22 protein-coding genes are annotated in these 22016 nt (G+C 61.5%); 12 read left to right on the forward strand and 10 right to left on the reverse strand.

Annotated elements, in window-relative coordinates; all coding sequences use genetic code 11:
• Positions 1–200: 200 nt before the first annotated feature.
• On the reverse strand, positions 201–2456 hold the full coding sequence (locus tag VGI36_03015; protein ID HEY2484088.1) for a molybdopterin-dependent oxidoreductase: 2256 nt from the start codon (positions 2454–2456) through the stop codon (positions 201–203).
• Between the two features lie 163 nt (positions 2457–2619).
• On the opposite strand from VGI36_03015, the gene VGI36_03020 reads away from it, so the two are divergent.
• Positions 2620–3099: a helix-turn-helix domain-containing protein gene (locus VGI36_03020; GenBank protein HEY2484089.1), complete on the forward strand. Its 480-nt coding sequence runs from the start codon at positions 2620–2622 to the stop codon at positions 3097–3099.
• Positions 3096–3545, forward strand: coding sequence for a nitrate reductase associated protein (locus tag VGI36_03025; GenBank protein HEY2484090.1), 450 nt, complete (start codon positions 3096–3098; stop codon positions 3543–3545). Before VGI36_03020 ends, VGI36_03025 begins: the two co-directional genes overlap by 4 nt.
• 50 nt (positions 3546–3595) lie before the next feature.
• Here VGI36_03025 and VGI36_03030 read toward each other — a convergent pair whose 3' ends face one another.
• Genes VGI36_03030 through VGI36_03045 form a run of 4 tightly spaced genes read right to left on the reverse strand, consistent with a single transcriptional unit; the run spans position 3596 to position 7004 of the window.
• A complete protein-coding gene (locus VGI36_03030) occupies positions 3596–4303 on the reverse strand; it encodes an SDR family NAD(P)-dependent oxidoreductase (GenBank protein HEY2484091.1) in 708 nt (235 codons plus the stop codon).
• 16 nt (positions 4304–4319) lie between these two features.
• A complete protein-coding gene (locus VGI36_03035) occupies positions 4320–5534 on the reverse strand; it encodes a CoA transferase (GenBank protein ID HEY2484092.1) in 1215 nt (404 codons plus the stop codon).
• Between the two features lie 12 nt (positions 5535–5546).
• Positions 5547–6245 carry a glutathione S-transferase family protein gene (locus VGI36_03040; protein HEY2484093.1) on the reverse strand — a complete coding sequence of 233 codons (699 nt, stop codon included), beginning with the start codon at positions 6243–6245 and terminating at the stop codon, positions 5547–5549.
• Positions 6246–6275: 30 nt separating this feature from the next.
• Positions 6276–7004 (reverse strand): SDR family NAD(P)-dependent oxidoreductase, encoded by a 729-nt coding sequence (locus VGI36_03045; GenBank protein HEY2484094.1) that lies wholly within the window; start codon positions 7002–7004, stop codon positions 6276–6278.
• Between the two features lie 114 nt (positions 7005–7118).
• On the opposite strand from VGI36_03045, the gene VGI36_03050 reads away from it, so the two are divergent.
• The 5 genes from VGI36_03050 to VGI36_03070 all read left to right on the forward strand — a co-directional run bounded on the left by VGI36_03050 (position 7119) and on the right by VGI36_03070 (position 11249).
• Positions 7119–7760, forward strand: coding sequence for a helix-turn-helix domain-containing protein (locus VGI36_03050; GenBank protein ID HEY2484095.1), 642 nt, complete (start codon positions 7119–7121; stop codon positions 7758–7760).
• Positions 7760–8503 carry an SDR family NAD(P)-dependent oxidoreductase gene (locus tag VGI36_03055; protein HEY2484096.1) on the forward strand — a complete coding sequence of 248 codons (744 nt, stop codon included), beginning with the start codon at positions 7760–7762 and terminating at the stop codon, positions 8501–8503. The genes VGI36_03050 and VGI36_03055 overlap by 1 nt, the downstream gene beginning before the upstream one ends.
• Before the next feature lie 4 nt (positions 8504–8507).
• Positions 8508–9110, forward strand: a complete 603-nt coding sequence (locus VGI36_03060; GenBank protein ID HEY2484097.1) for a 2-hydroxychromene-2-carboxylate isomerase — start codon at positions 8508–8510, stop codon at positions 9108–9110.
• Positions 9111–9207: 97 nt separating this feature from the next.
• Complete coding sequence (locus VGI36_03065; protein HEY2484098.1) at positions 9208–10392, forward strand: acyl-CoA dehydrogenase family protein; 1185 nt, start codon at positions 9208–9210, stop codon at positions 10390–10392.
• Positions 10393–10526: 134 nt separating this feature from the next.
• Complete coding sequence (locus VGI36_03070) at positions 10527–11249, forward strand: VOC family protein (protein ID HEY2484099.1); 723 nt, start codon at positions 10527–10529, stop codon at positions 11247–11249.
• A gap of 68 nt (positions 11250–11317) precedes the next feature.
• On the opposite strand, the gene VGI36_03075 is transcribed toward VGI36_03070, so the two are convergent.
• The 3 genes from VGI36_03075 to VGI36_03085 form a co-directional block, all read right to left on the reverse strand.
• Positions 11318–12988 (reverse strand): alkaline phosphatase family protein, encoded by a 1671-nt coding sequence (locus VGI36_03075; protein HEY2484100.1) that lies wholly within the window; start codon positions 12986–12988, stop codon positions 11318–11320.
• A 62-nt stretch (positions 12989–13050) separates the two neighbouring features.
• Complete coding sequence (locus VGI36_03080; GenBank protein HEY2484101.1) at positions 13051–14259, reverse strand: DEAD/DEAH box helicase; 1209 nt, start codon at positions 14257–14259, stop codon at positions 13051–13053.
• Between the two features lie 186 nt (positions 14260–14445).
• The gene (locus VGI36_03085) at positions 14446–15210 is read right to left on the reverse strand and encodes a crotonase/enoyl-CoA hydratase family protein (GenBank protein HEY2484102.1); all 765 of its coding nucleotides are present in this window, start codon (positions 15208–15210) and stop codon (positions 14446–14448) included.
• Positions 15211–15385: 175 nt separating this feature from the next.
• Here VGI36_03085 and VGI36_03090 point away from each other — a divergent pair, with 175 nt between their 5' ends.
• The 3 genes from VGI36_03090 (at position 15386) to VGI36_03100 (ending at position 19763) form a co-directional block, all read left to right on the forward strand.
• Positions 15386–18019, forward strand: coding sequence for a response regulator (locus tag VGI36_03090; protein ID HEY2484103.1), 2634 nt, complete (start codon positions 15386–15388; stop codon positions 18017–18019).
• A gap of 118 nt (positions 18020–18137) precedes the next feature.
• The gene (locus tag VGI36_03095; GenBank protein HEY2484104.1) at positions 18138–19307 is read left to right on the forward strand and encodes a hypothetical protein; all 1170 of its coding nucleotides are present in this window, start codon (positions 18138–18140) and stop codon (positions 19305–19307) included.
• A 12-nt stretch (positions 19308–19319) separates the two neighbouring features.
• Complete coding sequence (locus VGI36_03100; protein HEY2484105.1) at positions 19320–19763, forward strand: OB-fold domain-containing protein; 444 nt, start codon at positions 19320–19322, stop codon at positions 19761–19763.
• 42 nt (positions 19764–19805) lie between these two features.
• Here the strand turns inward: VGI36_03100 and msrB are convergent, their stop codons facing one another.
• Entirely contained in the window at positions 19806–20405 is a 600-nt protein-coding gene (gene msrB / locus VGI36_03105; protein HEY2484106.1) for a peptide-methionine (R)-S-oxide reductase MsrB, read from the reverse strand.
• Between the two features lie 168 nt (positions 20406–20573).
• On the opposite strand from msrB, the gene VGI36_03110 reads away from it, so the two are divergent.
• Entirely contained in the window at positions 20574–20999 is a 426-nt protein-coding gene (locus tag VGI36_03110; protein HEY2484107.1) for an MAPEG family protein, read from the forward strand.
• A gap of 58 nt (positions 21000–21057) precedes the next feature.
• Here the strand turns inward: VGI36_03110 and VGI36_03115 are convergent, their stop codons facing one another.
• Complete coding sequence (locus tag VGI36_03115; protein ID HEY2484108.1) at positions 21058–21339, reverse strand: hypothetical protein; 282 nt, start codon at positions 21337–21339, stop codon at positions 21058–21060.
• A gap of 224 nt (positions 21340–21563) precedes the next feature.
• Here VGI36_03115 and VGI36_03120 point away from each other — a divergent pair.
• On the forward strand, positions 21564–22016 hold a 453-nt coding region (locus tag VGI36_03120), incomplete at its 3' end, for an FAD/NAD(P)-binding protein (protein ID HEY2484109.1).

Consider the following 22016-nt stretch of genomic DNA (forward strand, 5'->3'; position numbering starts at 1 on the left):
GAATGGAGCCGGCGTGCTTGCTTAGCGCACGACCTATATCACTCAGCGACTGCCCATTCTTCCAGCGGTGCCACAGCTCCGCCTTCTGACCGTCTGATAGACCCGGTCTGCCCCTTCGTGCCATCGATGCCACCCCTCCGATCTGCTTCCGATTGGATGATGCTGCATCGATTCATTGAATTCACCCCCGCTTAACTTGCTTAACTCGCGATCGCCTCGATCCGCGCCCGCACATGCTTGTGAAATGGCGTTCCGGCAAACCAATCGCGATCCTCGGTCGTCGTAAGATCATTGGGTGCGACGCCGTTCTGGAACTCCTGTCCTTCGCGATCCGGATACCAAAGTCCGGTTCCGTTCGGCAGCGAGACATGTCCGGGCAGCATGCTATCCGTTACTTCGACCATGGTCTCTGCGCTGCCGCGCTTGGTAATGACACGCACGCGTCCACCACTCTTCACTCCGAGATGCGAGGCGTCGTCGGGATTCATCCACAGCGCGCCCTCGGGATCTTTCGGCCGCCACTTGGGATCGCGAATTATGGTGTTGGCGGTCGACGAGCGGCGCTGGCCGGCTGACAGCACGAACGGGAAGTCCGGATGGGCTGACTGACGCTCGTCGCGCAGCGACCGAAGCTCCGGGAGCAACTCCGGAATCGTGAGATTGATCTTGCCCTTGTGGATCCGGCGCCACGTTTCGACGAACGGATCGACGCTGACGACTACTCCCGAGCGGTTTTTCAGAATCGCGTCAAACAGCGCTTCTCCGAGTTCGTCATCCTGGCCGCGGATGCCCGCGCGTCGCACCGACTCCGGATAGCGGCGGGCAAACTCATGCGCAATTCCCCACACCGATGCCGCATTCTCGGCTCCGGCCCCCAGCGTGGGGCCGAGAGTCTCGTACAGGAGCGCCGTCATCACCGCTGCCAGTCGCGGGCGCTCGGAAACCACCCGCATCAACTCGGTCGCAAAGACTTCGCGTCCCTTGGCCGCGGCCGCCCGCAGCGGCGCGACGTCGTCATCCGTCATCGCGCCTAAAGCTCGTACCAGTCGCCGATGGATTTCTCCCTCGGGCAGGGTTCCGGGCAGCGCCTCGAGAATCGGCGCTCGCAGCGTGAAGGTGTTCGCGAACTCGGTTTCGGTGGTGAACGGAGAACCAAAAAAGGTCGCTTCCCACTTCTCGTACTGCGAGCATGAGGGAAGCACGTAGTGCGCTTCACGCGCGGTCTCGCTGAGCGCGACGTCGATGACCACCAGAAATTCGAGCGAGTGCAGCGCTTGTCTCATTCTCGCACTGTCGGCGACCGAATGCGCCGGATTCTCCGCTTCCACCAGCATTGCGCGGAAGCGTTGGGGATGGTCAGTCAGAATCTCGTCGGGAATCACGTTCGCTGGAATCATCCCGCCGATGATTCGGTGGCCGCCGACCGGGCTGGTGGCAGATGACAGGCTGCCGTTGAAGAGGCCGGTTAGGGTCGTTCCCGCGTTCATGGCGCCGGCCTTTCCCAGGTTGCCAGTCAAGGAAAAGATAAGCTTTTCCAGGTAGGAGTTGAGAGTGCTGTGAGGTGCCTGCTCGATTCCGAGGTCTTCGTATAGCGAAACGCTCGCGGCGCGCGCGATCCGCCGCGCTACCTCGCGCACCAGTTCCTCGCTCAGACCTGCGCGGCTGCAATACTCGGAGACCGGAACCTCCGTCAGCGCGGCCAAGAGGTCCGCGCTATTTTCGGCCCGCTCATGGATGAAATCATGATTGATCAGGTCCTCCTGGACCAGCACCGCCAGAAGCGCTGCAAGGCAGAAAGCATCGGTGCCCGGTCGCACCCGAAGATGATAGTCGGCCATCTCCGCCGTCTCCGTGCGCCGGGGATCGATCACTACCAGCGCGCGCTTCGGGTCAGCCGCCATATCGCGAAGGATCGGCCGTGCGCGCTGAAAGCCGTGCGACTGCCAGGGATTCTTGCCGACGAACACCGCCACCTCGGCCTGCTCAAAGCTCCCGCGCACGCCCGTGCCGAACATCACATGCTCAACCCAGAACTCGCCGGTTTTTTCCTGCGCCAGCGCGTTTGAGGAGTACACCATCCCCAGGGCGCGGCGGGTCGACGCGCCATAGCTGCCCACCAGATGGTTCCCCTGGCCGCCGCCCCCATAATAGAAGATGCTCGCGCCGCCCCAGGTGTCGCGCACCCTGGCGAAGCCCGCCGCGACTTCGCGAATCGCGGTCTCCCAATCGATCTCCTCAAAGCTTCCGTCAGCCCTGCGGCGCAGCGGAGCCGTGAGGCGGTCCCGTCCGTTCTGGTAAAAGTCGAGACGCTGCGCCTTCTCGCATGCGTAGCCAAGTGATGCGGCGGATGCGCGATCGCCGCGCACGCGCGTGATGTGGCGGTCTTCGACCTTCACTTCGATTCCGCAATTGACCGAGCACAGGATGCATGCCGTCTTGAGCCATTCCTCAGCCATGCTGCTCCTCCAGACGAGTCGGCCGGCCGCGCAAGGGCATCGGCGGTCGATATTGACTAAGTTCTATTTTGGAACTTAATATTGAGTCAAGCGACGCGATTACTATTCTTTAGAAGAAGGACCAGTCGTGCGATGGTCTGAAATAAATGGGATGAAATGCTCGGTGGCGCGGACCCTCTCGGTCATCGGCGATCGCTGGACCCTGCTCATCGTGCGCGACACCCTTCTCGGGGTGCGCCGCTTCGAGGATTTCCAGCGCGACCTGCGCATGACGCGCCACCGCCTGGCGGCCCGGCTCCGAAAGCTGGTCGACGATGGGATTCTAGAGCGCGTTCAATACCATGACCGTCCGCGGCGCTTCGAATATCGGCTGACCGAAAAAGGCATCGACCTGTACCCGGTGGTGGTGGCGTTGCTTAGATGGGGAGACCACTGGATGGTTGATTCGGATGGACCACCGATCGAATTGTTCCATCGAAATTGCGGTCGCCACGTGATGCCCGTGCTTACTTGTCCCGCGTGCAACGAGGAGGTTAATGCGCGTACCATGTCGGCACGGCCTGGTCCGGGATTGAAAAAGCGAGCGGCGCGCCCCGAATACACACGGGTCCAGTCGCGGTGCAAGGAGCAGTCGCCAATATGATTCGCCAGTTTGAGTTCGAGGCCGAAATCTACCAGTCGCTGAGCTGCGTTCCGATGCAGGCGCGGCGCAAGCTCGACGCGGTTGGAATCAAAGTTCATCTTGCCCAGTGGCAGCAACTGGGCCGCGGCGAGCGCCTGATGATCTGTCACGTTCCGGCAAATTCCCCCGAGGAATGCGCCGCGCTCAAGTTGTTCATCGAAGAGGCCACCCTGGCGCGCGCGGGCAGCCCTCCTAAAGAACTGTCCGAGGAAGCACGCCGCAGCGCGACACCGCCCCCGGTACCTCCGCCGCGCCTGATCTCCCACGCCCGCCATCTGGGCACCGATCTGACTCAGGACAAGTGGAACCAGCTCGACGAAGACGAGCGCTACGCCCTGGTCAAATTGGGCGACGTCGAACGTCCCAGCCACAACCTGAAGTCCGCACTCATAGAATTCTTCTCCTAGACTCGGACCTCTGCGAGCTGACGCAGGGCTTTGATTTCGAACCTGCGCTCCTACCACGCCTCCCTAAACGGACGCAGCTCCACGTTGAACGACCATGCCGAGCGATCCTGATGGGCGATGTGCCACACTTCCTCTGCGATCGCCGCGGGCTTGATAAAAAAATTATCCGGTTCATTGGCAAATCGCCGTCGCGTCCACTCCAAATCGATCACCGCGTCGATGACCACGTAAGCAAGGTGAACCCCCTTGGGTCCCAGCTCGCGCGCCATCGACTCCGCCAGAATCCGCTGTGCCGCCTTGGTCGGAGCAAAGCCCGCGAAACTTGCCTTACCACGCTGGGCTGAGGTGTTGCCGGTGGCGATGATGGCGCCATCGCCTGCCGTTACCATCGCGGGCGCCAGTCGTCGCGCCAGGTAGAGCAGCGCCATCGTGTTGACCTGGAAATTGTGGTTCAACACCGCCGGCTCGATTTCCATGAAATTTCCGAAAGCTCCCCCGACCGCGTTGTGCACCAATACGCGGGGCTCTCCCAGGTCGGTGCGAACGGCCGCGACGGTCGCATCCAGCTGCGCCTCATCCGTCACGTCACACGCGTAGGCACGGCTGCTCGCTACCTCGCGCTCGAGCGCCTGCAACCGCGCATGATTGCGCGCCAGCATTGCGACCTGGTAACCGCCTTGCGCGAAACGCCGCGCGATCGCGGCGCCGGTGCCAGGCCCCACTCCGGTTACCAGCGCCACCGGATTCGATCTGCTCATATCCAACCCCTTGGTGTTAGTTAGCAGGCTGGGTGCGGACTACGCGATCGCGTTCCAACCGTTCTACGTCGGCCGCCGTGTAGCCCAACTCGCCCAGGATGGCAGCGGTATGCTCGCCCAGCAGGGGCGCGAGCGTCCTGATTCGTGCCGGAGTGCGATCGAAGCGGGCCGCGGGCCGGGGTTGTCGTACTCTGCCGAACTTAGGGCTCTCGTGCTCCTCGAGGATCTGACTGGCCCTGACCTGCGGGTCCTGCAACAGCTCGAAGCGGCTCCTCACCGGCCCGGAAGGAACGTCGTTGGCCAGCAGGCGGGCGAGAATCTCATCGGCATTCCACTTCTCCAATTCCGCAGACATGATTTCGCGCCGCGCGACCGCGTTGACGGTCCTCGCGTGTGCCGTCTGGAACCTCGGATCTTCGATCAGATCTTCCCGTTTGAGCGCGCGGCACATCCCCGCCCATTCTCCATCCGACATCGCGCCGGCGGTGATGTAACGATCCTGAGTGGCGAAGATGAGGTCGGGTCCCATGTCACCGTCGGATGGATCCCGCTCCTCGCCCACAAAAGTTAGACTCGGCATCGCCTCGGGCCACAGGTAGGAGATCATGGCGTCCAGCATCGCGATGCGCACATGTTGTCCCTCCCCCGTGCGCTGCCTGGCAAAGAGCGCGGCGGTGATGGCCTGCGCGTTGGTGAGTGCAGTCGTGAAGTCGGCGATAATCGTTCGCACCATCCGCGGCCGCCCGGTATACCGATCGCGCTGGATATCCGCGAGTCCCGAAACCGCCTGGATTACCGGATCGTACGCACGCTGGCCCGCGTATGGGCCGCTCTCCCCGAACCCGCTGATCGACACGTATACGATGTCCGGTCGGATCGCGCGGACCTCGGCCTCCGCGACGCCCAAACGTTCCGGGGCTCCGGTCCGAAAGTTATGGGCCAGCACATCGGCGCTCGCGACGAGCCGGTGGAGGATGGCCTGGCCCTCGGCCGCCTTGAGATCGATCGCGAGCGAACGCTTGTTGCGATTGGCGGAAAGGAACGCGGGGTTCATTCCGTTGCGGCCTTTGGCGAGGCGACGCATCAAATCGCCGCCGGTAGTCTCAACCTTGATCACGTCCGCACCCTGATCCGCCAGCATCATGGTCGCAACCGGTCCGGCGATCATCGTGGTGAGGTCGAGTACTCTTACTCCATCGAGCGGCCCCGCCGCCTTCTTCTCGGTATTCAAAGCAAGCTCCTGCTATTGCGCGAAGTTTCTGGCCAACGCGGCCTGGTAGGCGGATCGACCTGCCAGTCGCGCGCGATATTTCATGATTGACTCGGGAAGCGTCACCTTTTCGGCGAGCGCCCACTCCAGGCAGGTCATCAGCAAGATGTCAGCGATGCTCAGTTTGGTGCCAAACAAGTAGGGGCTCGCGATGCCGATGCGTGGCGCCATCGCCTCAAGGTTGTGCGAGAAATAGGTTTTCGCCGCTTGCACCGCCACCGGCGCCTCTCCGTAGATGTGCTTCAATCCCAGGTGGCGCCGAACCATATACAGCGAAGCCGCATCCAGCTCCGACATGATGAAGTAACACCATTCGTGCAGCGCGGCGGAACTCTGAGGATTCGAGGGCCGATAGATCTGTGGATTTGGAAAAGTCTCGCTGAGGTACTCGATTATCGCTGCACTCTCAGTAAGCACCAGCGACCCGTGCTGCAGCACGGGAATCTTGTGGCGCGGATTGAGCCGCAAAAATTCGCCGCTCTGGGTCTCGCCGGTCCGCGGGCCAATCGCATGAAACCGGTAGTCGACACCCAATTCCAGCAACATCCAGTGTGCCCGCATCGTACGTGAGGTCCCAACTCCCCACAAAATCACATCGCTGCCCATCGTGGTTACCCTTTGTGCAGAAAAGGTCTGGTGGGCTCCCCAGGGTACTTGGTCCGCGATTCGCACCCTCGGCCGCCCTCCCATCCACTCATTCGTCTAAAACTTCTCCGTAAACGGCCGCACATCCAATTCGTGGCTCCACACGCTGCGGTCCTGATGAGCCAGGTACCAGAACGCATCGGCGATCGCCGCAGGCTTGAGCAAGTTCTCGTCCTTCGCGTCAGGCCGAAACTTCCTGAGCAGGGGCATATCGATGCCGCCATCGACGTTCACATACGCTACATGGATTCCCTGCGGATGAAGATCGCGCGACATCACCTGCGCCAGCCCGCGCACCGCGAATTTCGCCGGCGCAAAGCCCGCCGAAGTCGGCCACGGGCGGATGCCCGCGGTAGCGCCCGTGATTAGGATCGTCCCGCCGCCCCGCGCGAGCATCCCCGGCACCACCTGTCGCGCCCACAGGAATGCACCGAAAGTGTGCAGCCGCCAGGTTTCCTCGAACACCTGTGGCGTGGTTTCCATCAGCCGGCCCATCGGCCGTCGTCCGCCGTTGTAGATCAGGACCTCGACCGGTCCAAGCTCGTGGTCGATGCGCTCATACGCGGCGGCGATCTGCGATTCCACGGTAGCATCGCTCCGCACGGGCAGCGCGGTCCCGCCCGCCGCATTGATCTGGGCCGCGACTTTTTCGACTACCTCGGCGCTCCTGGCGAGCAGCGCCACCTTGTAGCCCGCCGCGAAGCGGCGCCCCAGCGCTGCGCCCAGACCTTCACCCACCCCAACCACGATGCAGGTGCGATTTGACGATGAAGCCGGCTCATCCATGGTTTGCTCCTCCGACGGTTTTATCGGGCTTGCCTGCTATTGATGACGATCGTAATGTTTAATACATTGCTGACGATCATGCTGATCTGAGTCAAGAGCCGAAGATAAGCTCGGATGAGAGTTTCGAAACAGAAAGCTGCGGAGAATCGTGAGCAGATTCTCGCCGCCGCCGCTCGCCTGTTCCGCGAAAACGGGATCGCGGCGACCGGGGTCGATATGATCACCCAGCGCGCCGGCCTGACTCACGGCGGCCTCTACAGCCAGTTCGGCTCCAAAGATGCCGTCGCGGCGGCTGCCATCCTGGTCGCTTCCAGGAATTCCGCGCGCAGGATGCGGCGTCCCGCCGAGCGTCAACCTGCGGAGCAGGGGCTGCGCAGCGTCGTCGAGCAATACCTGTCGATCTCGCATCGCGACGAGCGCGGCCGGGGCTGTGTGCTGGCCGCCCTGGGAACCGACATCCCGCGCCAGCCGCGTGCGGTACGTCAGGCGTTCACGCTGGCGCTAGAGGGCGCGTTCGACTTGATGGCCGGATGGATGCCGGACCGCGCCGCCTCGCGGCGTCAGCAAAAGGCGATCGCCGTTTTCTCGGCGATGGTCGGGGCGCTGATCCTGGCGCGTGGCGTAAACGATGAAGCGCTCTCGCAGCAGATCCTGGCGGTTTCGTCGAAGTCGGTGGTCGATGCCGCCTGGCCTGCGCGCCGGGCGCGCGATACCCGGAGAACCCAGCGGCGCGCAACCCGCAAAGGAGCAAGCTAGTGGAACTGCGAAACGCCGCCGCAGCGGTTATCGGAGCGGGGGACTATATCGGCGCTGCGATCGCCAGGAAATTTGCCCTGGAAGGTTTCAGCGTCTTCGCCGGACGGCGTCAGGGTGACAAGCTTGCGCCGCTGGTCTCGGAGATTGAGGCGCTCGGTGGCCGAATCGTCGGGCGTTCTCTCGATGCGCGCAAGGAAAACGACATCACCGCCTTCCTTGACGAGGCGGACGGCACGGCGCCGCTCGAGGTTTGCATATTCAACGTCGGGGCCAACGTCAATTTTCCACTGCTGGAAACTACCGAGCGCGTATTCCGCAAAGTATGGGAGATGGCGTGCTACTCCGGATTTCTGACGGGACGGGAAGCGGCCCGGCTGATGCTAACGCGGGGTCGGGGCGCCATCTTCTTTACCGGTGCGACCGCCAGCCTGCGTGGCGGTGTCGAGTACTCCGCGTTTGCGGCCGCGAAATTCGGTCTCCGTGCAGTCCCGCAGAGCGCCGCACGCGAGTTGGGGCCGCACAACATCCACGTCGCACATCTCATCATTGATGCGGGCGTAGACACGGCATGGGTCCGCGATCGCATCCGGGAACGGGAAGGCGAAGAAGCCCTCAAGGACCTTGACCTTTCGCGGCTGATGACGCCAGCGTCGGTCGCTGAGACTTACTGGCAACTCTACAAACAGCCTCGCGATGCGTGGACGTTCGAGCAGGAAATCCGTCCCTTCCGCGAGAAATGGTGAGGCGATGAAAAAGGTTGAGTTTCATTTCGACTTTGGCAGTCCCAATGCCTATCTGAGCCACCTGGTGATTCCCGCAATCGAGCAGCGCACCGGATTGAAATTCCAGTACGTGCCGGTTCTGCTCGGCGGGGTCTTTAAACTGACCAATAACCGTTCCCCCGCCGAGAGCCTCGCCGGCATCAAGAACAAGCCGCAGTACGAACGCCTCGAGACTGCCCGATTCATCCGCCGGCACGGGATCACGAAGTTTCAGAGCAATCCTTTCTTCCCGGTGAACACCCTGATGATCATGCGCGGGGCCATCGCCGCCCGAGCCATGGGCGTCTTCGAACGCTATGTCGATGAGATGTACCGTCATATGTGGGCCGAACCGAAAAAGATGGATGATCCTAATATCGTCCGTGGGGTGCTGGATGCGGCGGGTTTCGACAGCGCGCGATGGTTCGAATTGATTCAATCGGCCTCGGTCAAAGATGAATTACTCCACAATACCGAGCGATCGGTAGAACGCGGGACCTTTGGCTCTCCAACGTTTTTCGTGGATGGCGAAATTTTCTTCGGCAAGGATCGCTTGCGCGAGGTCGAGGAGATGATCGCCGGGAACTAGCGCTGCTGGATTGATCGCCGTTTCACGGTCATTCTAGACCTTCGTAAACAGGCTCGACCAGGCCGCGATCGAAATCTGAAGTCGACGAGGACCCACGATGGATTTCAACTACACACCCGAGGACGAGGCGTTCCGCCACGAGCTTCGCCAATGGCTCGAAGCTAACCGCCAGTACGCTTCGACCTCTTTCAGCAATCTGGCAAGCGAGGGCGATGACCATTGGAGCACGCGCGTCCGCTGGCACAAGAAGCTAAACGAAGGCGGCTGGGTCGCCGTCAACTGGCCCAAGGAGTACGGAGGCCGTGGCGCCACCGTTATGCAGCGGCTCATCTTTCGCGAAGAGCTCGCGCGCCTCAACCTGAGTGAGCCCAGCATCGGGATGGGGATCGGGCTGCTGGGGCCGACCCTGATGCACTGGGGTACTGAAGAACAGAAGCGCAAACATCTGCCGGTTATCCTCGCCGGTGACGAAATCTGGTGCCAGGGCTATAGCGAGCCGGGCTCCGGGTCCGACCTCGCTTCGATTCAGACGCGTGCCGTAGACCGGGGCGACGACTTTGTGGTGAACGGCCAGAAAGTGTGGACCTCGATGGCGCAGCATGCGGACTGGATCTTCGCGCTGGTACGCACCGATCCCGAAGCGCCCAAGCACAAGGGAATCAGTTACTTGCTCGTGGACATGCACAGCCCGGGTGTTACGGTCCGTCCCCTCGTGCAGATGACCGGCGGGAGGGGCTTCAACGAAGTTTTCTTCGAAGACGTTCGCGTTCCCAAGAGGAATCTGGTCAGCGAGAAGAACAACGGCTGGCAGGTCGCGATCACCACCCTGATGTTCGAACGGGGCGGCGCTGCCGGCGCGGGCGGCCCGAGTCAGGAAGTCATCGACCTGGTTAGCCTGGCGCGGCGACTCCCACGCGATGGGAAAACCGCGTGGGACGATCCGGGCGTGCGCCAGAAGGTCGCCGAGTTCGCTTCCGAAGCTAAGGCACTCAAGTACACCGGCTATCGCCAGATGACACGCCAGCTCAAAGGCCTGCCGCCCGGGCCGGAGGGCTCGATGATGAAGCTGGTCAGTACTGAGCTCGCGCTCAAGATCGCCTTGTACGCGATGGAACTGCTGGGGCCTTATAGCCAATTCGAGTACGACGCTCCCTTCGCGATCGACAAGGGCAAATGGTCATTCCGGATGTTGGCGGCTCGAGGCCCAACCATTTTCGCCGGGACTAACCAGATCCAACACAACATCATCGGTGAGCGCGTCCTCGGTCTGCCGAAGGGTTAAGCACTCGGGCCGCGCGCCAGGGGTTATGGCGATGGTTGGCCGGGTTTGATCCTTCCCTAAGCCAAGCTGCAAGGGGACTAAGTTGGCGGCCCTGGGCGCCGCGAGGTCGCTGACCACCTGGAAAGATGTACAGAATGGAACTTGCGAAAAATTGCCTCGACGTCGGGCTTTTCACCAATCGCCTCGATGAAATGAAGAAGTTTTACAGCGAGCGTCTACGACTGCCCTACGAAGAACTCCTTCCCCTGGGCGGTGGAATGCAGCAACATCGCTATGGGCTGCTCGGTTCCGTACTAAAGATCAACCATTCCCGTGACCCCTTGCCGCAACGAGGCCCAGGCGGCGGGTACCAACGAGTCACCATTTCCGATCCCCATATCCCGAGGCCAATTGAACTGACCGATCCCGACGGCAATTCGGTCGAGCTGATTCCGACGGGACATCTAGGTATTCGGCAAATCGAAATTCACCTCGGTGTTACCAGCGAGGCCGACTTTGCGAAGTTCTACGGCGAAGCGCTGTGCGGCGAACGCGTTGGTGAAAGCCGTTACCGAATCGGGGAGACCGTCCTCAGCTTCGCGCACGATCCTACTGCGCGCCGCGCAGATAAATCCGCTTCCCAAACCGCGGTGGAAGTGATCGCGTCGATGCGCGCGGTCGGCTTCCGCTACTGCACCGTGCAGGTGAAGAATTGTGATGCCGAGCACCAGCGCTTTCTCTCGATGGGAGTATGGGAAGGCGCCGCGCCGGTGACGCTGGGCAAGGTCGCAAGAATTTCCTTCATTCGCGACCCCGACGGCAACTGGATCGAAATCTCCCAGCGCGCCTCTCTAACCGGCGCCCTGCCCGCGCAGTAGCCAGAGAAAGCCCGCCACTGGACCTCCCCGCTCTGCAGGAGTGGTTGGTTTGGGCGCAGCCCTCGCCCCTAGCTGCGCAAAATCGCCAGCACCAGCGGGGTTACATCCAGCTGTGAAGGTTGACTCCCCGCCACTCGCTCGACCAGGTCCTGGAGGTCCTTGCCATCCTTGCCTTGGCACGCGAGCACAAGCGGAATGTGGCTGTCCTGCTCCGAGGGACTGCCGTGCCACGAGCGATAGGGACCGGAAAAGTAATAGCGCTGTTCAATGGGAATCGTCAGGCCGGAACGCGCGAGCAAAACGATATCGCCGGCACGATTGCCATATGGGCCGACCCCAAGCCATCGCATTCGTTCGTTGAGCTTGAGTAGGTCGGGTCTGGGATCCGTCTTGAGGTATGCGTAAATCGGAACCAGTTTTTTTCCGTCGAAGACCTCGAACGGTCCCACCTGCTGCTGCCCGGCCGGTGTCCGCGCGCGCGCGAAAATTAAATCCAAGGTTCCCTTCAGACGCGGTATCGGCGTGCCGGTCCGATTGACATAGTCGAATGCGCGCACCGCTGGCATTACTTCCGCGGCAAACCGGGGCGGCTTACTCCAGTCGCACTTCTGGCCCGCTGCGGCGCAGGTCGATCTGTCGGCCAGGTACACGTACGCCATCGCGCCTTGATACGCGAATACGGCCTGGTAGTCCTGCTCATCCGGCGCCGGCTCGAGCTTGAATTTGCGCGTTCGGAAACCGGTCGCGCGCAGGACCGCAGCGGGTGTATCCGTCCCTTCCGACCCCAACGCGTTCTCCTTGAGCACCGGCGTATGACCGTGGTCGGCGATTATTAGTACATAGGTACGATCGAGCGCGCCCGCCGTCCGGTACCTATCCAGCACTTGCCCCACCGCCGGATCGGTTATCGTCTCCAGGTACTCAACCTCGCTGGCGAGCGCGTGCGGCGCCAGGTGGGTGTAGAGGTCGATTCCCGGAAAGTAGACCACCTGGATGGCGGGCAGCCCGTGAGTGTTGATCGCATCAATCAACTTAGGCACCGAGTTCTCATCCAATTCCGCATAGGCATCCCGCTTAAGCGAAGAGCTCTCCATAACTTCGCCATGGACGAAATCGGCCATCAGCGACACAAACGCGATCGGCTCGATGGTGGTAAAGACGTCCGCCCGCCGATACACCGGGTTGAGCGAAACGTGCGAGACCACTCCGGCTTGCTCGAACAGCGTCGGCGTCATCAGCGCCTTCCCGACCAGATCCTCGGTCACCATCCTGCGGGTGTCGTCGGTCTCGGTGACCGAAACCGGCGCGGGCGCGTAAAATTTCATCTCCTCGCGCACGAACCATTCGTTGCCGGGAACCCCATGATAGGCGGGCGGCGCCCCGGTGAAGATCGATGACCATGCGGCTATGGTGGTCGAAGGCAGAATGCTAATCGCGTTCGGCGCGGACCACGCATGTTCGTACAGTCCTTCGCCGCGGCTCTTGCCGAGCAGCTTCTCAAGGTTCGGAGCGCGCCCCGACTCGAGCGCTTTGCCCAGCTCGTGGTAACCGACTCCATCGAAAGCGAAAATGAGTACCAGCGGGCCGCTCTGGGGAGCATGCGGAAGGGCCCGCACTTTTTCGCCTCCGCTCAACAGCAGCTTGGCACCCGGGCTGCACGAGAAAACGGCGGTAAACCCGAGCAGGATCGCGAACAGTACGACGAGACGGTGGCGAGCAGGTCGCCGGTGAAGAGGCATCCTTGATCGCTTTTATCTGAAAGCGACGCGTGGTTTCAAAGAAGATCGCGTGGAGAGTGTGGCTAAGCCCAGCGCGATCGCGGGCGATTGCGCGAAATGCCCGCACGCGACGAGGAGAATAGCTTGACCGGCTTGGGCGCCTGGATCTGAATTTTTTCGAAACCCTCGACGTGCTCGCGTTCGAGTTGCTCACCCAGCACCCGTTCCAGGCGGGCCAGCGTTACTCGTTCTTCCGGGGTGACTAGACTTATCGCTTCGCCGTACTTACCCATGCGCGCGGTGCGCCCCACCCGATGTATGTAACTCTCGGTCTCGTCGTGGAGATCAAAATTAATCACGTGGGATACGTCGGCGATGTCGAGACCCCGCGCTGCCAGGTCGGTCGCGACCATCACGCGAAAGCGCCGCGCACGGAAACCGGCGAGTGCCGCGTTGCGCTGTCCTTGCGAACGATCGCCATGAATCGGTATCGCTCGGATATGTGCGTGCTGGAGCATTTTCGCGATCCGGTCGGCGCGGCTCTTGGTTCGCGTGAAAACGATCGCGCTCTCGATCTCGGGGCGCTTGAGAATCTCGAGCAGCATCTTGCTCTTTTCTTCGAGCGCAACTGGATAGATCGATTGGCGCACCGTCACCGGCGGCGCGCTCTTTTCGCCGATCGTCACGCGCGCCGGATCGTGTAGAAACTCCCGCGCCAGCGTCTCCGGCCCCGCTGCCATCGTCGCCGAAAACATCATCGTCTGTCGATGCCGCGGCACCATCCTCATTATCCGCTTGAGCTGGGGCAGGAAACCCATGTCAAGCAGCCGGTCAGCTTCGTCGATGACCACCACCTCCACCCGGTCGAGTTTGACGATGTGGCGTTCAAGATAATCGATGAGTCGGCCAGGGCACGCGACCAGTACCTGCGCGCCGGCACGAATTTCGTCGATCTGGCGCTTCTCCGACTCTCCCCCCATCACCACCGCGGCACGCAGTCGGGTATGCCGCGCCAGCATGGCGAATTCCCGCGCGACTTGTGTGGCGAGCTCTCGCGTCGGCGTGATTACCAGGGCGGCCAGATGGCTGGTATGCGCTCGATGCAGGCGGTCGAGCGCCGGAGCGAGAAAGGCGCAGGTCTTCCCGCTGCCCGTCTCCGCGGTCGCCACCACGTCGCGGCCCTGGAGGGCGACCGGGATAGTCTCCGCTTGAACCGGGGTGGTCTCGTGGTATCCGCGATCGGAAAGCGCGCGCTGGATCTCTGGCGCTAAATGAAGTTCGGAAAAAAGCAATTGAGGTAGTTCTTACTGCCGTCGAGCATACCGATCGCAGGGCAGTCAAACAACGATCCACCCCGGCGACCACCTTCACGCCAACCCTCTCAGACGGTGGGTTACTCCTGATGTGGGCCGGGTGGGAGCGACCCGGCTTAGAGCAGCCTGGCCTGCGCAAACGTTGAGCCGCTCGGCACAGCGCGGCTAAAAGGTCCCATGACGTCCCGCCCCTGCGGCGAAGCGCGCGGCGCCCTCGCGAGTTTCACCCGAATTCACAGTATCGATCCCGTGGCGATATTCGTTGACCATCGCTTCCGCCTGGGGCATCGTCCAGGCCTCATACGTCGACATACGGTCGGATCGCATGCAGCGCTGCGGAAACGCGGCTATCTGCGCCGCGAGTTCACGTGCCGCTCGGAGCGTATCCCCTTTTTCGGTAAGCCGGTTGACCAGCCCCATCCGCACTGCTTCGTCTCCCGACACTCCGCGTCCCGTCAGGATCATGTCCATGGCGTGGCTCATCCCGATGAGGCGCGGCAACCGTACCGTGCCTCCATCTACCAGCGGCACTCCCCAGCGCCGGCAGAACACGCCAAAAACCGCATCGCGCGCCGCCACTCGCATGTCGCACCACAACGCGAGCTCCAGTCCACCCGCGACGGCATATCCTTCTACTGCCGCAATGACGGGTTTGTTCAGCAGCATGCGTGTGCATCTCAACGGTCCATCGCCGGTTTCGGTCACGCGATTCCCGCGATTGCTAGAGACCGCCTTCAAATCGGCGCCCGCGCAGAAACAACCGCTTTTGCCGGTGAGAATAGCGACCGAAACCGCAGGATCAGAATCGAAGCGCCGAAAAGCTTGGGCGAGCTCATCGGCGGTTGCGCGATCAACCGCGTTTCTGGACTCTGGCCGATTGATGCTGACAATTGCCAGCGTTCCTTCGACTTCGTATTCCACCAGGCTCATAGCCGCTCCTTTTGGTCAGCGAGGGGCGTTCCCGTCGTAGCCGGTGCCAAGAAAATGTCAAGCCGATCAATTTCGATCTCACTGTGCACGTCCGTGAACAACTAAAACACGCTATATGATTCACACCCTTCGCGGCATTTCGTTTGCATCTGTACTCGACTCCGAAGGCGACAATATGCCACCTTTTGCACTTGGCGAAGCCGCGCAACCCGCCTCGACACCCTTCCGCCCGGGTGGTGGACCTTCACGTGTGACCGTAATCGAACGCTCATTGGAGTTGGATGAATGGACTCGTCGCGCGATTCGCGTGGGCGGCTCGTTGATTGTGCTGGCGCGCCTTATCAATTTGTACGACCTGTGGCGCGTGAATGCGACCCACGCCGGGCCGATCATAGCGAGCGTGCTGTTCTCCCTGCTTTTGGGTCTTGGCACCTTTGCCGCCACCTATGCGCCGTGGTTCGACCGCCGTTGGCGGGAAATAGTGCTGGCCATGTGCGCTTCGTCGGTTCTGGCGATGACGCTCTTCGGAATTCGGACCCAGCGCATGGAAGTGATCTTGCTCTCGTTGGTCCTGGTAACACTCGTTCCGAGTGCGCTCCTGCCCTGGTCGCCCGTATGGCAAGCATCTCTAAGTACATTTTGTTTCGGCCTATGGCTCCTGACCGCGGCAACCTTAGGTCAGGGCGCCGAGGATCCGCCCCGTTGGCTGGCGGTCATCGCCGCCGCCGCCTTCGCCCAATTTGTTGTGGTTCTGCGCACCCGGCAGCGGGTGGAACTTGAAGAATCCAACCGCAAACTGCGCGAGAGTGAAACCAACCTGCGCAAGCTCTACGAGGCGAGCCCGGCTTCGATAGCCGTGCTGCGCATGCCGGAGCGCATTTTTACGGAGATAAACCAGACCTTTGAGCGAGGAACCGGGTACTCGCGTGCCGAAGTAATCGGCAAGACCGACCTCGAAGTTGGGGTCTGGAACGACCTGGCAGCCCGCGACCGCTTGTTTGACATCATACGAAGACGCGGCGCGGTGCAAAGCTTCGGTGCCGATTTTCGCCTTCGTGACGGCAAGGTGGTGCCCACCCTGATTTCCGCTGTGCAGGCTGAAATCGACGGTACCCCGTGCGTCATCAGCATTACGCGCGGAATCTTTCGGATTAAGCAGGCCGAGCAGGAGTTGGTTGCTGCCCGCGAGGAGGCCCTGGCAGCGTCCCGCGCCAAGTCGGAATTCCTGAGCAGCATGTCGCATGAGATACGCACCCCACTCAACGCGATCCTGGGGATGGCAGATTTGCTTCTGGAAACGCCCCTCAACGACGAGCAGCGCCGCTACCTGGAGACCATGACCGACAACGGCAACACGCTACTCGAGCTTATCAACGGCATTCTCGACCTCGCGCGAGTCGAAAGCGGACGGCTCGTTCTGGAGAGTGTGGAATTCGACCTCGAAGCGCTGGTTGACCGTGTGCTCGACACGCTCGGCGTGCGCGCGCATGAGAAGGGACTGGAACTCGCAGCTCGCATTGCTCCGGAAGTTCATCTGGCGCTCGTGGGCGATCCGCTGCGTCTGCGGCAGATTCTGCTCAATCTCGTCGGCAACGCGACCAAGTTCACGGTTCGCGGCGAAATCGGTCTGACCCTGGAGCCCCACAGGCCGGCCGGCGGCCTTCCCTCCGACGAGACCATGATCCGTTTCGCGGTCAAGGACACCGGCATCGGAATCGCCAGCCAGCAGCTCGATCACATATTTGCCAACTTCTCACAGGCCGATTCTTCGACCACGCGTAACTACGGTGGCTCCGGTCTCGGACTGGCAATCACCAAGCGGCTCGTCGAGATGATGGGTGGGCGGATCTGGGTCGAGAGCGAGCCCGGACAGGGGAGCACCTTCTACTTCACCGCTCGTTTCAAACTAGCGGAGGCCGCGATTCCTCAGGTCGTCCCGAAATCGTCGCAGCTGTCCGGCGTGCGGGTGATGATCGCCGACGGCTCCGCGATGAATCGCGATTTGCTCAACGAGATCCTCACTGCCCAAGGTGCTCTCGTCACCGTCGGCAAAACATCCGCAGCGGTGATGGGGGAAATCGCGCGTTCCCACGAAGAGCACGATCCTTACCGCCTGATGTTGATCGCCGCGCACCTCGACGACGCCGATGGGTTCCAGCTTGCGCGCAAGGCGCGAACCGCAGCGGGACACGGGACGCGCATAATCCAGATGCTTACCTCGGATGACCTCACCAGTCAGCTTCAGCGTCTTCGCGAGGCCGGCCTGCAGCATCACCTCGTGAAGCCGCTCAAACGCGCAGAGGTTTTGAACGCGGTGTCGCGCGCGATAGGAGGGCAGACCCCCGCGTCGCGCACCAGCAGCGTGGTCGGTAACGGAGCCTTAGACCACACGCGGCCGCTTAAAATTTTGCTCGCGGACGATTCTGGTGACAATCGCGCGCTTATCGCGGCGTTTCTCAAGGGTTCTCCGCACACCATCGAGGGCGTCGAGAACGGTGCGCGCGCGGTAGAGCGCTTCAAAGACGGAAATTACGACCTCGTACTGATGGATCTTCAGATGCCGGTGATGGACGGAGACGAGGCGACTCGCGAGATTCGCCGCTTCGAGCGGGAGAATCTCCGCTCACACACCCCCATTGTGGCTCTGTCGGCGGCGGTGTTTTCAGAATCCGTCGCGCAAAGCCTCGCCGCCGGATGCGACGAGCACATCGGCAAACCGGTCAAGCGCGCGATGCTGCTCGACGTACTCAATCGCCTGGGCGCCAAGGCATCTCTTCCGCACAGCCCCGAACCCAACCGCGCGGCATAGTTCGAACCTCGGATTCGCGGACCGAACGTCGGCGAAGTTGGGCGACCCATGATCGCGTGACGGGCCGGCCGCCGCCCTTGTTATCGGCGAGCACCTTAGGCTAAGCGATGGATCAACCATGAGCGAATTTACCGTCAAGGACAAAGCCGCGATCGTCGGAGTAGGCGAGACCAAATACTACAAGCGCGGCGGTGCTCCCGTGAGCGAGTTTCGCCTCGCACTCGAAGCGATTCTGCGAGCCTGCGACGACGCGGGAATTCGTCCGACCGACATCGATGGAATCGCCTCCTACAGCAATGATCGCAATGACTCGGTTCGGGTCGCGACCGCCCTGGGGCTGCCGGAGCTACGCCTGTCGACGATGTTCTGGGGCGGTGGGGGCGGGGGCGGTTCGGGTGCGATTGGCAACGCGGCGGCGGCGATTGCCGCGGGATACGCCACTTGTGTCGTAGTTTACCGCGCGCTCGCGCAGGGACAATTCGGACGTTTCGGACAGACCCCAGCGCTCAACACGATTTCGGGGTCGCCCGCCTATACCTGGCCCTACGGAATGTCCACGCCCGCCCAATGGATCGCGCTGCGCACCCGCCGCTTCATGCACGAACACCACGTTACCCAGGATGCGATCGCAGCGATCGCGCTCGCCTGCTACCACCACGCACAATTCAACCCGCGCGCGATCATGTATGGCCGTCCGCTCACGCGACAGATGTACGACGAATCGCGATGGATCGTCGAGCCGTTCCATCTCTACGACTGTTGCATGGAGAACGATGGCGCCGCAGCGGTCATTCTCACCACCCCCGAGCGCGCCCGCGACACGCGGCAACGGCCGGCGTGGATAATGGCAGCGGCGCAGGGCTCGGATTTCCGCCAGGGCGCCGGCGCCGAGAACAATCCCGACTACGGCTCTTCAAATTTCAAGACCCTGGCGCCACGGCTTTACGCGATGGCTGGCATCGAGCCCAAGGACGTCGATGTCGCCCAGGTCTATGAGAACTTCACCGGCGCGGTGATGACCAGCCTGGTTGAGCACGGCTTCTGCACTCCTGAGCAGGTGATGGAATTCTGCACCGTGGAGAATCTCACCTGGCCCAACGGCCGGCTGGCGATTAACACCAGCGGCGGCAACCTCGCCGAATGCTACATGCACGGGCTCGAATTGATCATCGAAGCGGCGCGCCAGGTGCGCGGCACTTCCACGTGCCAGGTCAAGGACGCGGAGATCTCGATGGTCGTGTCGGGACCGATGGTCGCGCCAGTCAGCGATCTGATCCTCCATCGATAGCGGAAAACAGCTATGAGCGAAGCTCCAAAGACTTACCTGCCGCAGGGGATGCCGGCACCGGTCGCACAGCGCGACGGCGTCGACAAGGAATTCTACGAAGCCGCGAAGCGCCACGAGCTGGTCGTGCAGCGCTGCGGCAAGTGCGGGACCTACCAGTTTCCAGCAGAATGGATTTGCTACAAGTGTCACACGATGGAGCCCGGATGGGAGCGAATCTCGGGACGCGGGCGCATCTATAGCTGGGAGCGCGTATGGCATCCTGCCCATCCCGCGCTCAAGAATTCCTGCCCCTACCTGGTCGTGGTCGTGGAGCTTCCTGATGCGGGGAAGGTGCGGATGGTCGGAAATCTGCTTGGCGACCCGATGCAGGAAGTGAAGATCGATTCCGAAGTCGAAGCCGTCTTCGAAGATCGCGAAGGCGCCACTTTAGTCCAGTGGCGCCTCGCCGGCCGATGACCCTGGTGGCGCTGACGTCCCGGCGGCGTTCGTTGTCTAGCCTTACACCTTCTCGCCGTCAGGCTTGACGAACTGAAGCGACGCCGAGTTCATGCAATAACGCAGCCCTGTCGGTCGCGGCCCGTCGTCGAAAACGTGGCCGAGGTGCGCATCGCACTTCGCGCACAGCACCTCGGTACGCTTCATGAACAGGGAATTGTCGGTCTCGGTCTTCACGTTCTCGGGCGCAATCGGCTGCCAGAAGCTCGGCCATCCGGTCCCCGAGTCATATTTCGTGTCGGACGAGAACAGCGCGTTGCCGCAGCATACGCAGCGGAAAAGCCCTTTCTCGTGCCAATTGGCGTACTTGTTGCCGAAGGGACGCTCGGTGCCCTTGCGGCGGGTCACGTCGTATTGCTCGGGCGTCAATTCCTTGCGCCACTCTACATCGGACTTTACAACTTTTTTCTCTGGCACGACTTCCTTCCTTTCACCGGCGTCGGTGAACTCTGCGATGGGAACCGTATCGGACGGATTGCCGGTGACTTGCGATGCCGGACCTTCGTCCGAGTCTGCACCGCCGACGAACTTGAGGGCAAGGAGCCCTGCGATTGCCGCGATGCCGCCGAGTATCGCGCGGCGGCTAACTAGCCTGGAATTCACATGACCTCCAAAGGAGTTCGCTTAACCACTTCCTAATATAGTAATCGGCGGGGCGCCCGGATGGTTCCACCGCGAACTAGGCGCGTTGCTGTATTCGTGTACCGATGATAGCTCAATACCGCGCCGGTCATTCTGGGTGTTGGCGACAACGGTAACGGGGGTTGCAACGTGACACTGCTCCAGATCTACGCACTAACGGCTGTCCTTCTTGCTCTCAAAATGGCCGCGATTTCAGTAGTCCAGGGGAGGGCGCGAACCGCGGCCAAGAAGTTCTTGAACCCTGAAGACGCGCGCACTCTCGGCGGTGAAGCAGTCGCCGAAGAAGTAGAAATGGTTCTGCGCGGGGGCCGAGCCTGGCGCAACGACCTGGAAAACATCCCGATTTTTCTGATTCTCGCGTGGGTCTACGTAGCCGCCGGACTCTCGACCACGCTGTTCGTCATCTACTGCGCGGTTTTCGTGGTGGCGCGGATAGTTCACACCATCTGCTACCTGAACGCGGTGCAGCCCCTGCGCACCATCAGCTACACGATCGGCGCGCTCGCGATGTTTGCCCTGATGATCAATCTAATCACACGCGTCGTTTTAGTCTGAACGTCTTTCGAGATCGTTCTGGAGGACGCGGCTTTGAGGCGGCGTCCATCGTCAGCATCTAGCTTGTCCGGACTGCGACGTCGACCACTCCGAGCGGATTGGTCTCGAGGGCGTAGTGATGACCCTGGTACGAGTAGAAGAGCATCTCGCCGCCCGTGTCGGTAATCGGTATCGCTCCCTTCGGTTCGCCCATGATCTTCGTAATCTGAACGCGGTCTTTGCCCAGGAACTGAGCCGCCGCTTTGCGGCTCTCGTTTTGTTCGGCCTGCTCGAGCACACATCCGGTCGCGATGGTTGCCAAAAAAAGGGCCAGCGTCCCCATGACGATTGCTAGCTTCATCCTGCGTCTGCGGGAGGACCGTTGCTTGATCAGTTCGCGAAACTCACGTTCCGGATCTGCACGATAGGTCGCTCACCTCATAATTCCGTCCCCCTCACTTGGTCTGATTCGGCACAGCACGACCTCGTGGTTTGGTCGCGAGATTGGTCTCGTAGTGAAGGTTTCGGTGGCTTCCGCGAAAATATTCCAGTAAATCCATTAGGTTACTTGGTTAATAACGAAAAATGAGTAAATCCCTAAGGAAAACAACCGACTCATCAAGGATTGGAGCCGGTTTTGGCGCAAGAGCCGCATCAATTGCGATTGTTGGAGGCGGGGCGAGCGGCGTCGCAGTAGCCGTGAATCTGATGCGGAACGCGACCACGCCGCTTTCCATAAGGGTCCTTGAGCCACGAGGCGGCCTGGGGCTGGGCGTAGCGTATTCGGCCGCGTTCGACTCGCACCTGCTGAACGTGCCGGCGGGCGATATGAGCGTCTTCCACGATGTCCCCGCCCACTTCTTCAAATGGCTTCGCGGCAACGGTCACCCGCGGGCGGAACCCACGTCGTTCGTTCCGCGCCGTAGCTACGGTGCATATCTTCAGTCGGTCCCTGCGGATGCGCTGTTCCAGGCGAGGCCGGAGCTCACCTTCGAACACGTTCGTTCTCTCGCAACCCGGATCTCGAAGAATCAAGGA

Source organism: Candidatus Binataceae bacterium (assembly GCA_036495685.1).
GTDB lineage: Bacteria > Desulfobacterota > Binatia > Binatales > Binataceae > JAFAHS01.

Bases quoted from the DNA above. Each gene is read 5' to 3' on its own strand.
- VGI36_03075 (HEY2484100.1), bottom strand. From the start codon at position 12,988: ATGCCTCTTCACCGGCGACCTGCTCGCCACCGTCTCGTCGTACTGTTC.
- VGI36_03060 (HEY2484097.1), top strand. From the start codon at position 8,508: ATGAAAAAGGTTGAGTTTCATTTCGACTTTGGCAGTCCCAATGCCTAT.
- VGI36_03090 (HEY2484103.1), top strand. From the start codon at position 15,386: ATGCCACCTTTTGCACTTGGCGAAGCCGCGCAACCCGCCTCGACACCC.
- VGI36_03085 (HEY2484102.1), bottom strand. From the start codon at position 15,210: ATGAGCCTGGTGGAATACGAAGTCGAAGGAACGCTGGCAATTGTCAGC.
- VGI36_03095 (HEY2484104.1), top strand. From the start codon at position 18,138: ATGAGCGAATTTACCGTCAAGGACAAAGCCGCGATCGTCGGAGTAGGC.
- VGI36_03070 (HEY2484099.1), top strand. From the start codon at position 10,527: ATGGAACTTGCGAAAAATTGCCTCGACGTCGGGCTTTTCACCAATCGC.
- VGI36_03045 (HEY2484094.1), bottom strand. From the start codon at position 7,004: ATGGATGAGCCGGCTTCATCGTCAAATCGCACCTGCATCGTGGTTGGG.
- VGI36_03065 (HEY2484098.1), top strand. From the start codon at position 9,208: ATGGATTTCAACTACACACCCGAGGACGAGGCGTTCCGCCACGAGCTT.
- VGI36_03115 (HEY2484108.1), bottom strand. From the start codon at position 21,339: ATGAAGCTAGCAATCGTCATGGGGACGCTGGCCCTTTTTTTGGCAACC.
- VGI36_03015 (HEY2484088.1), bottom strand. From the start codon at position 2,456: ATGGCTGAGGAATGGCTCAAGACGGCATGCATCCTGTGCTCGGTCAAT.
- VGI36_03030 (HEY2484091.1), bottom strand. From the start codon at position 4,303: ATGAGCAGATCGAATCCGGTGGCGCTGGTAACCGGAGTGGGGCCTGGC.
- VGI36_03050 (HEY2484095.1), top strand. From the start codon at position 7,119: ATGAGAGTTTCGAAACAGAAAGCTGCGGAGAATCGTGAGCAGATTCTC.
- VGI36_03025 (HEY2484090.1), top strand. From the start codon at position 3,096: ATGATTCGCCAGTTTGAGTTCGAGGCCGAAATCTACCAGTCGCTGAGC.
- VGI36_03100 (HEY2484105.1), top strand. From the start codon at position 19,320: ATGAGCGAAGCTCCAAAGACTTACCTGCCGCAGGGGATGCCGGCACCG.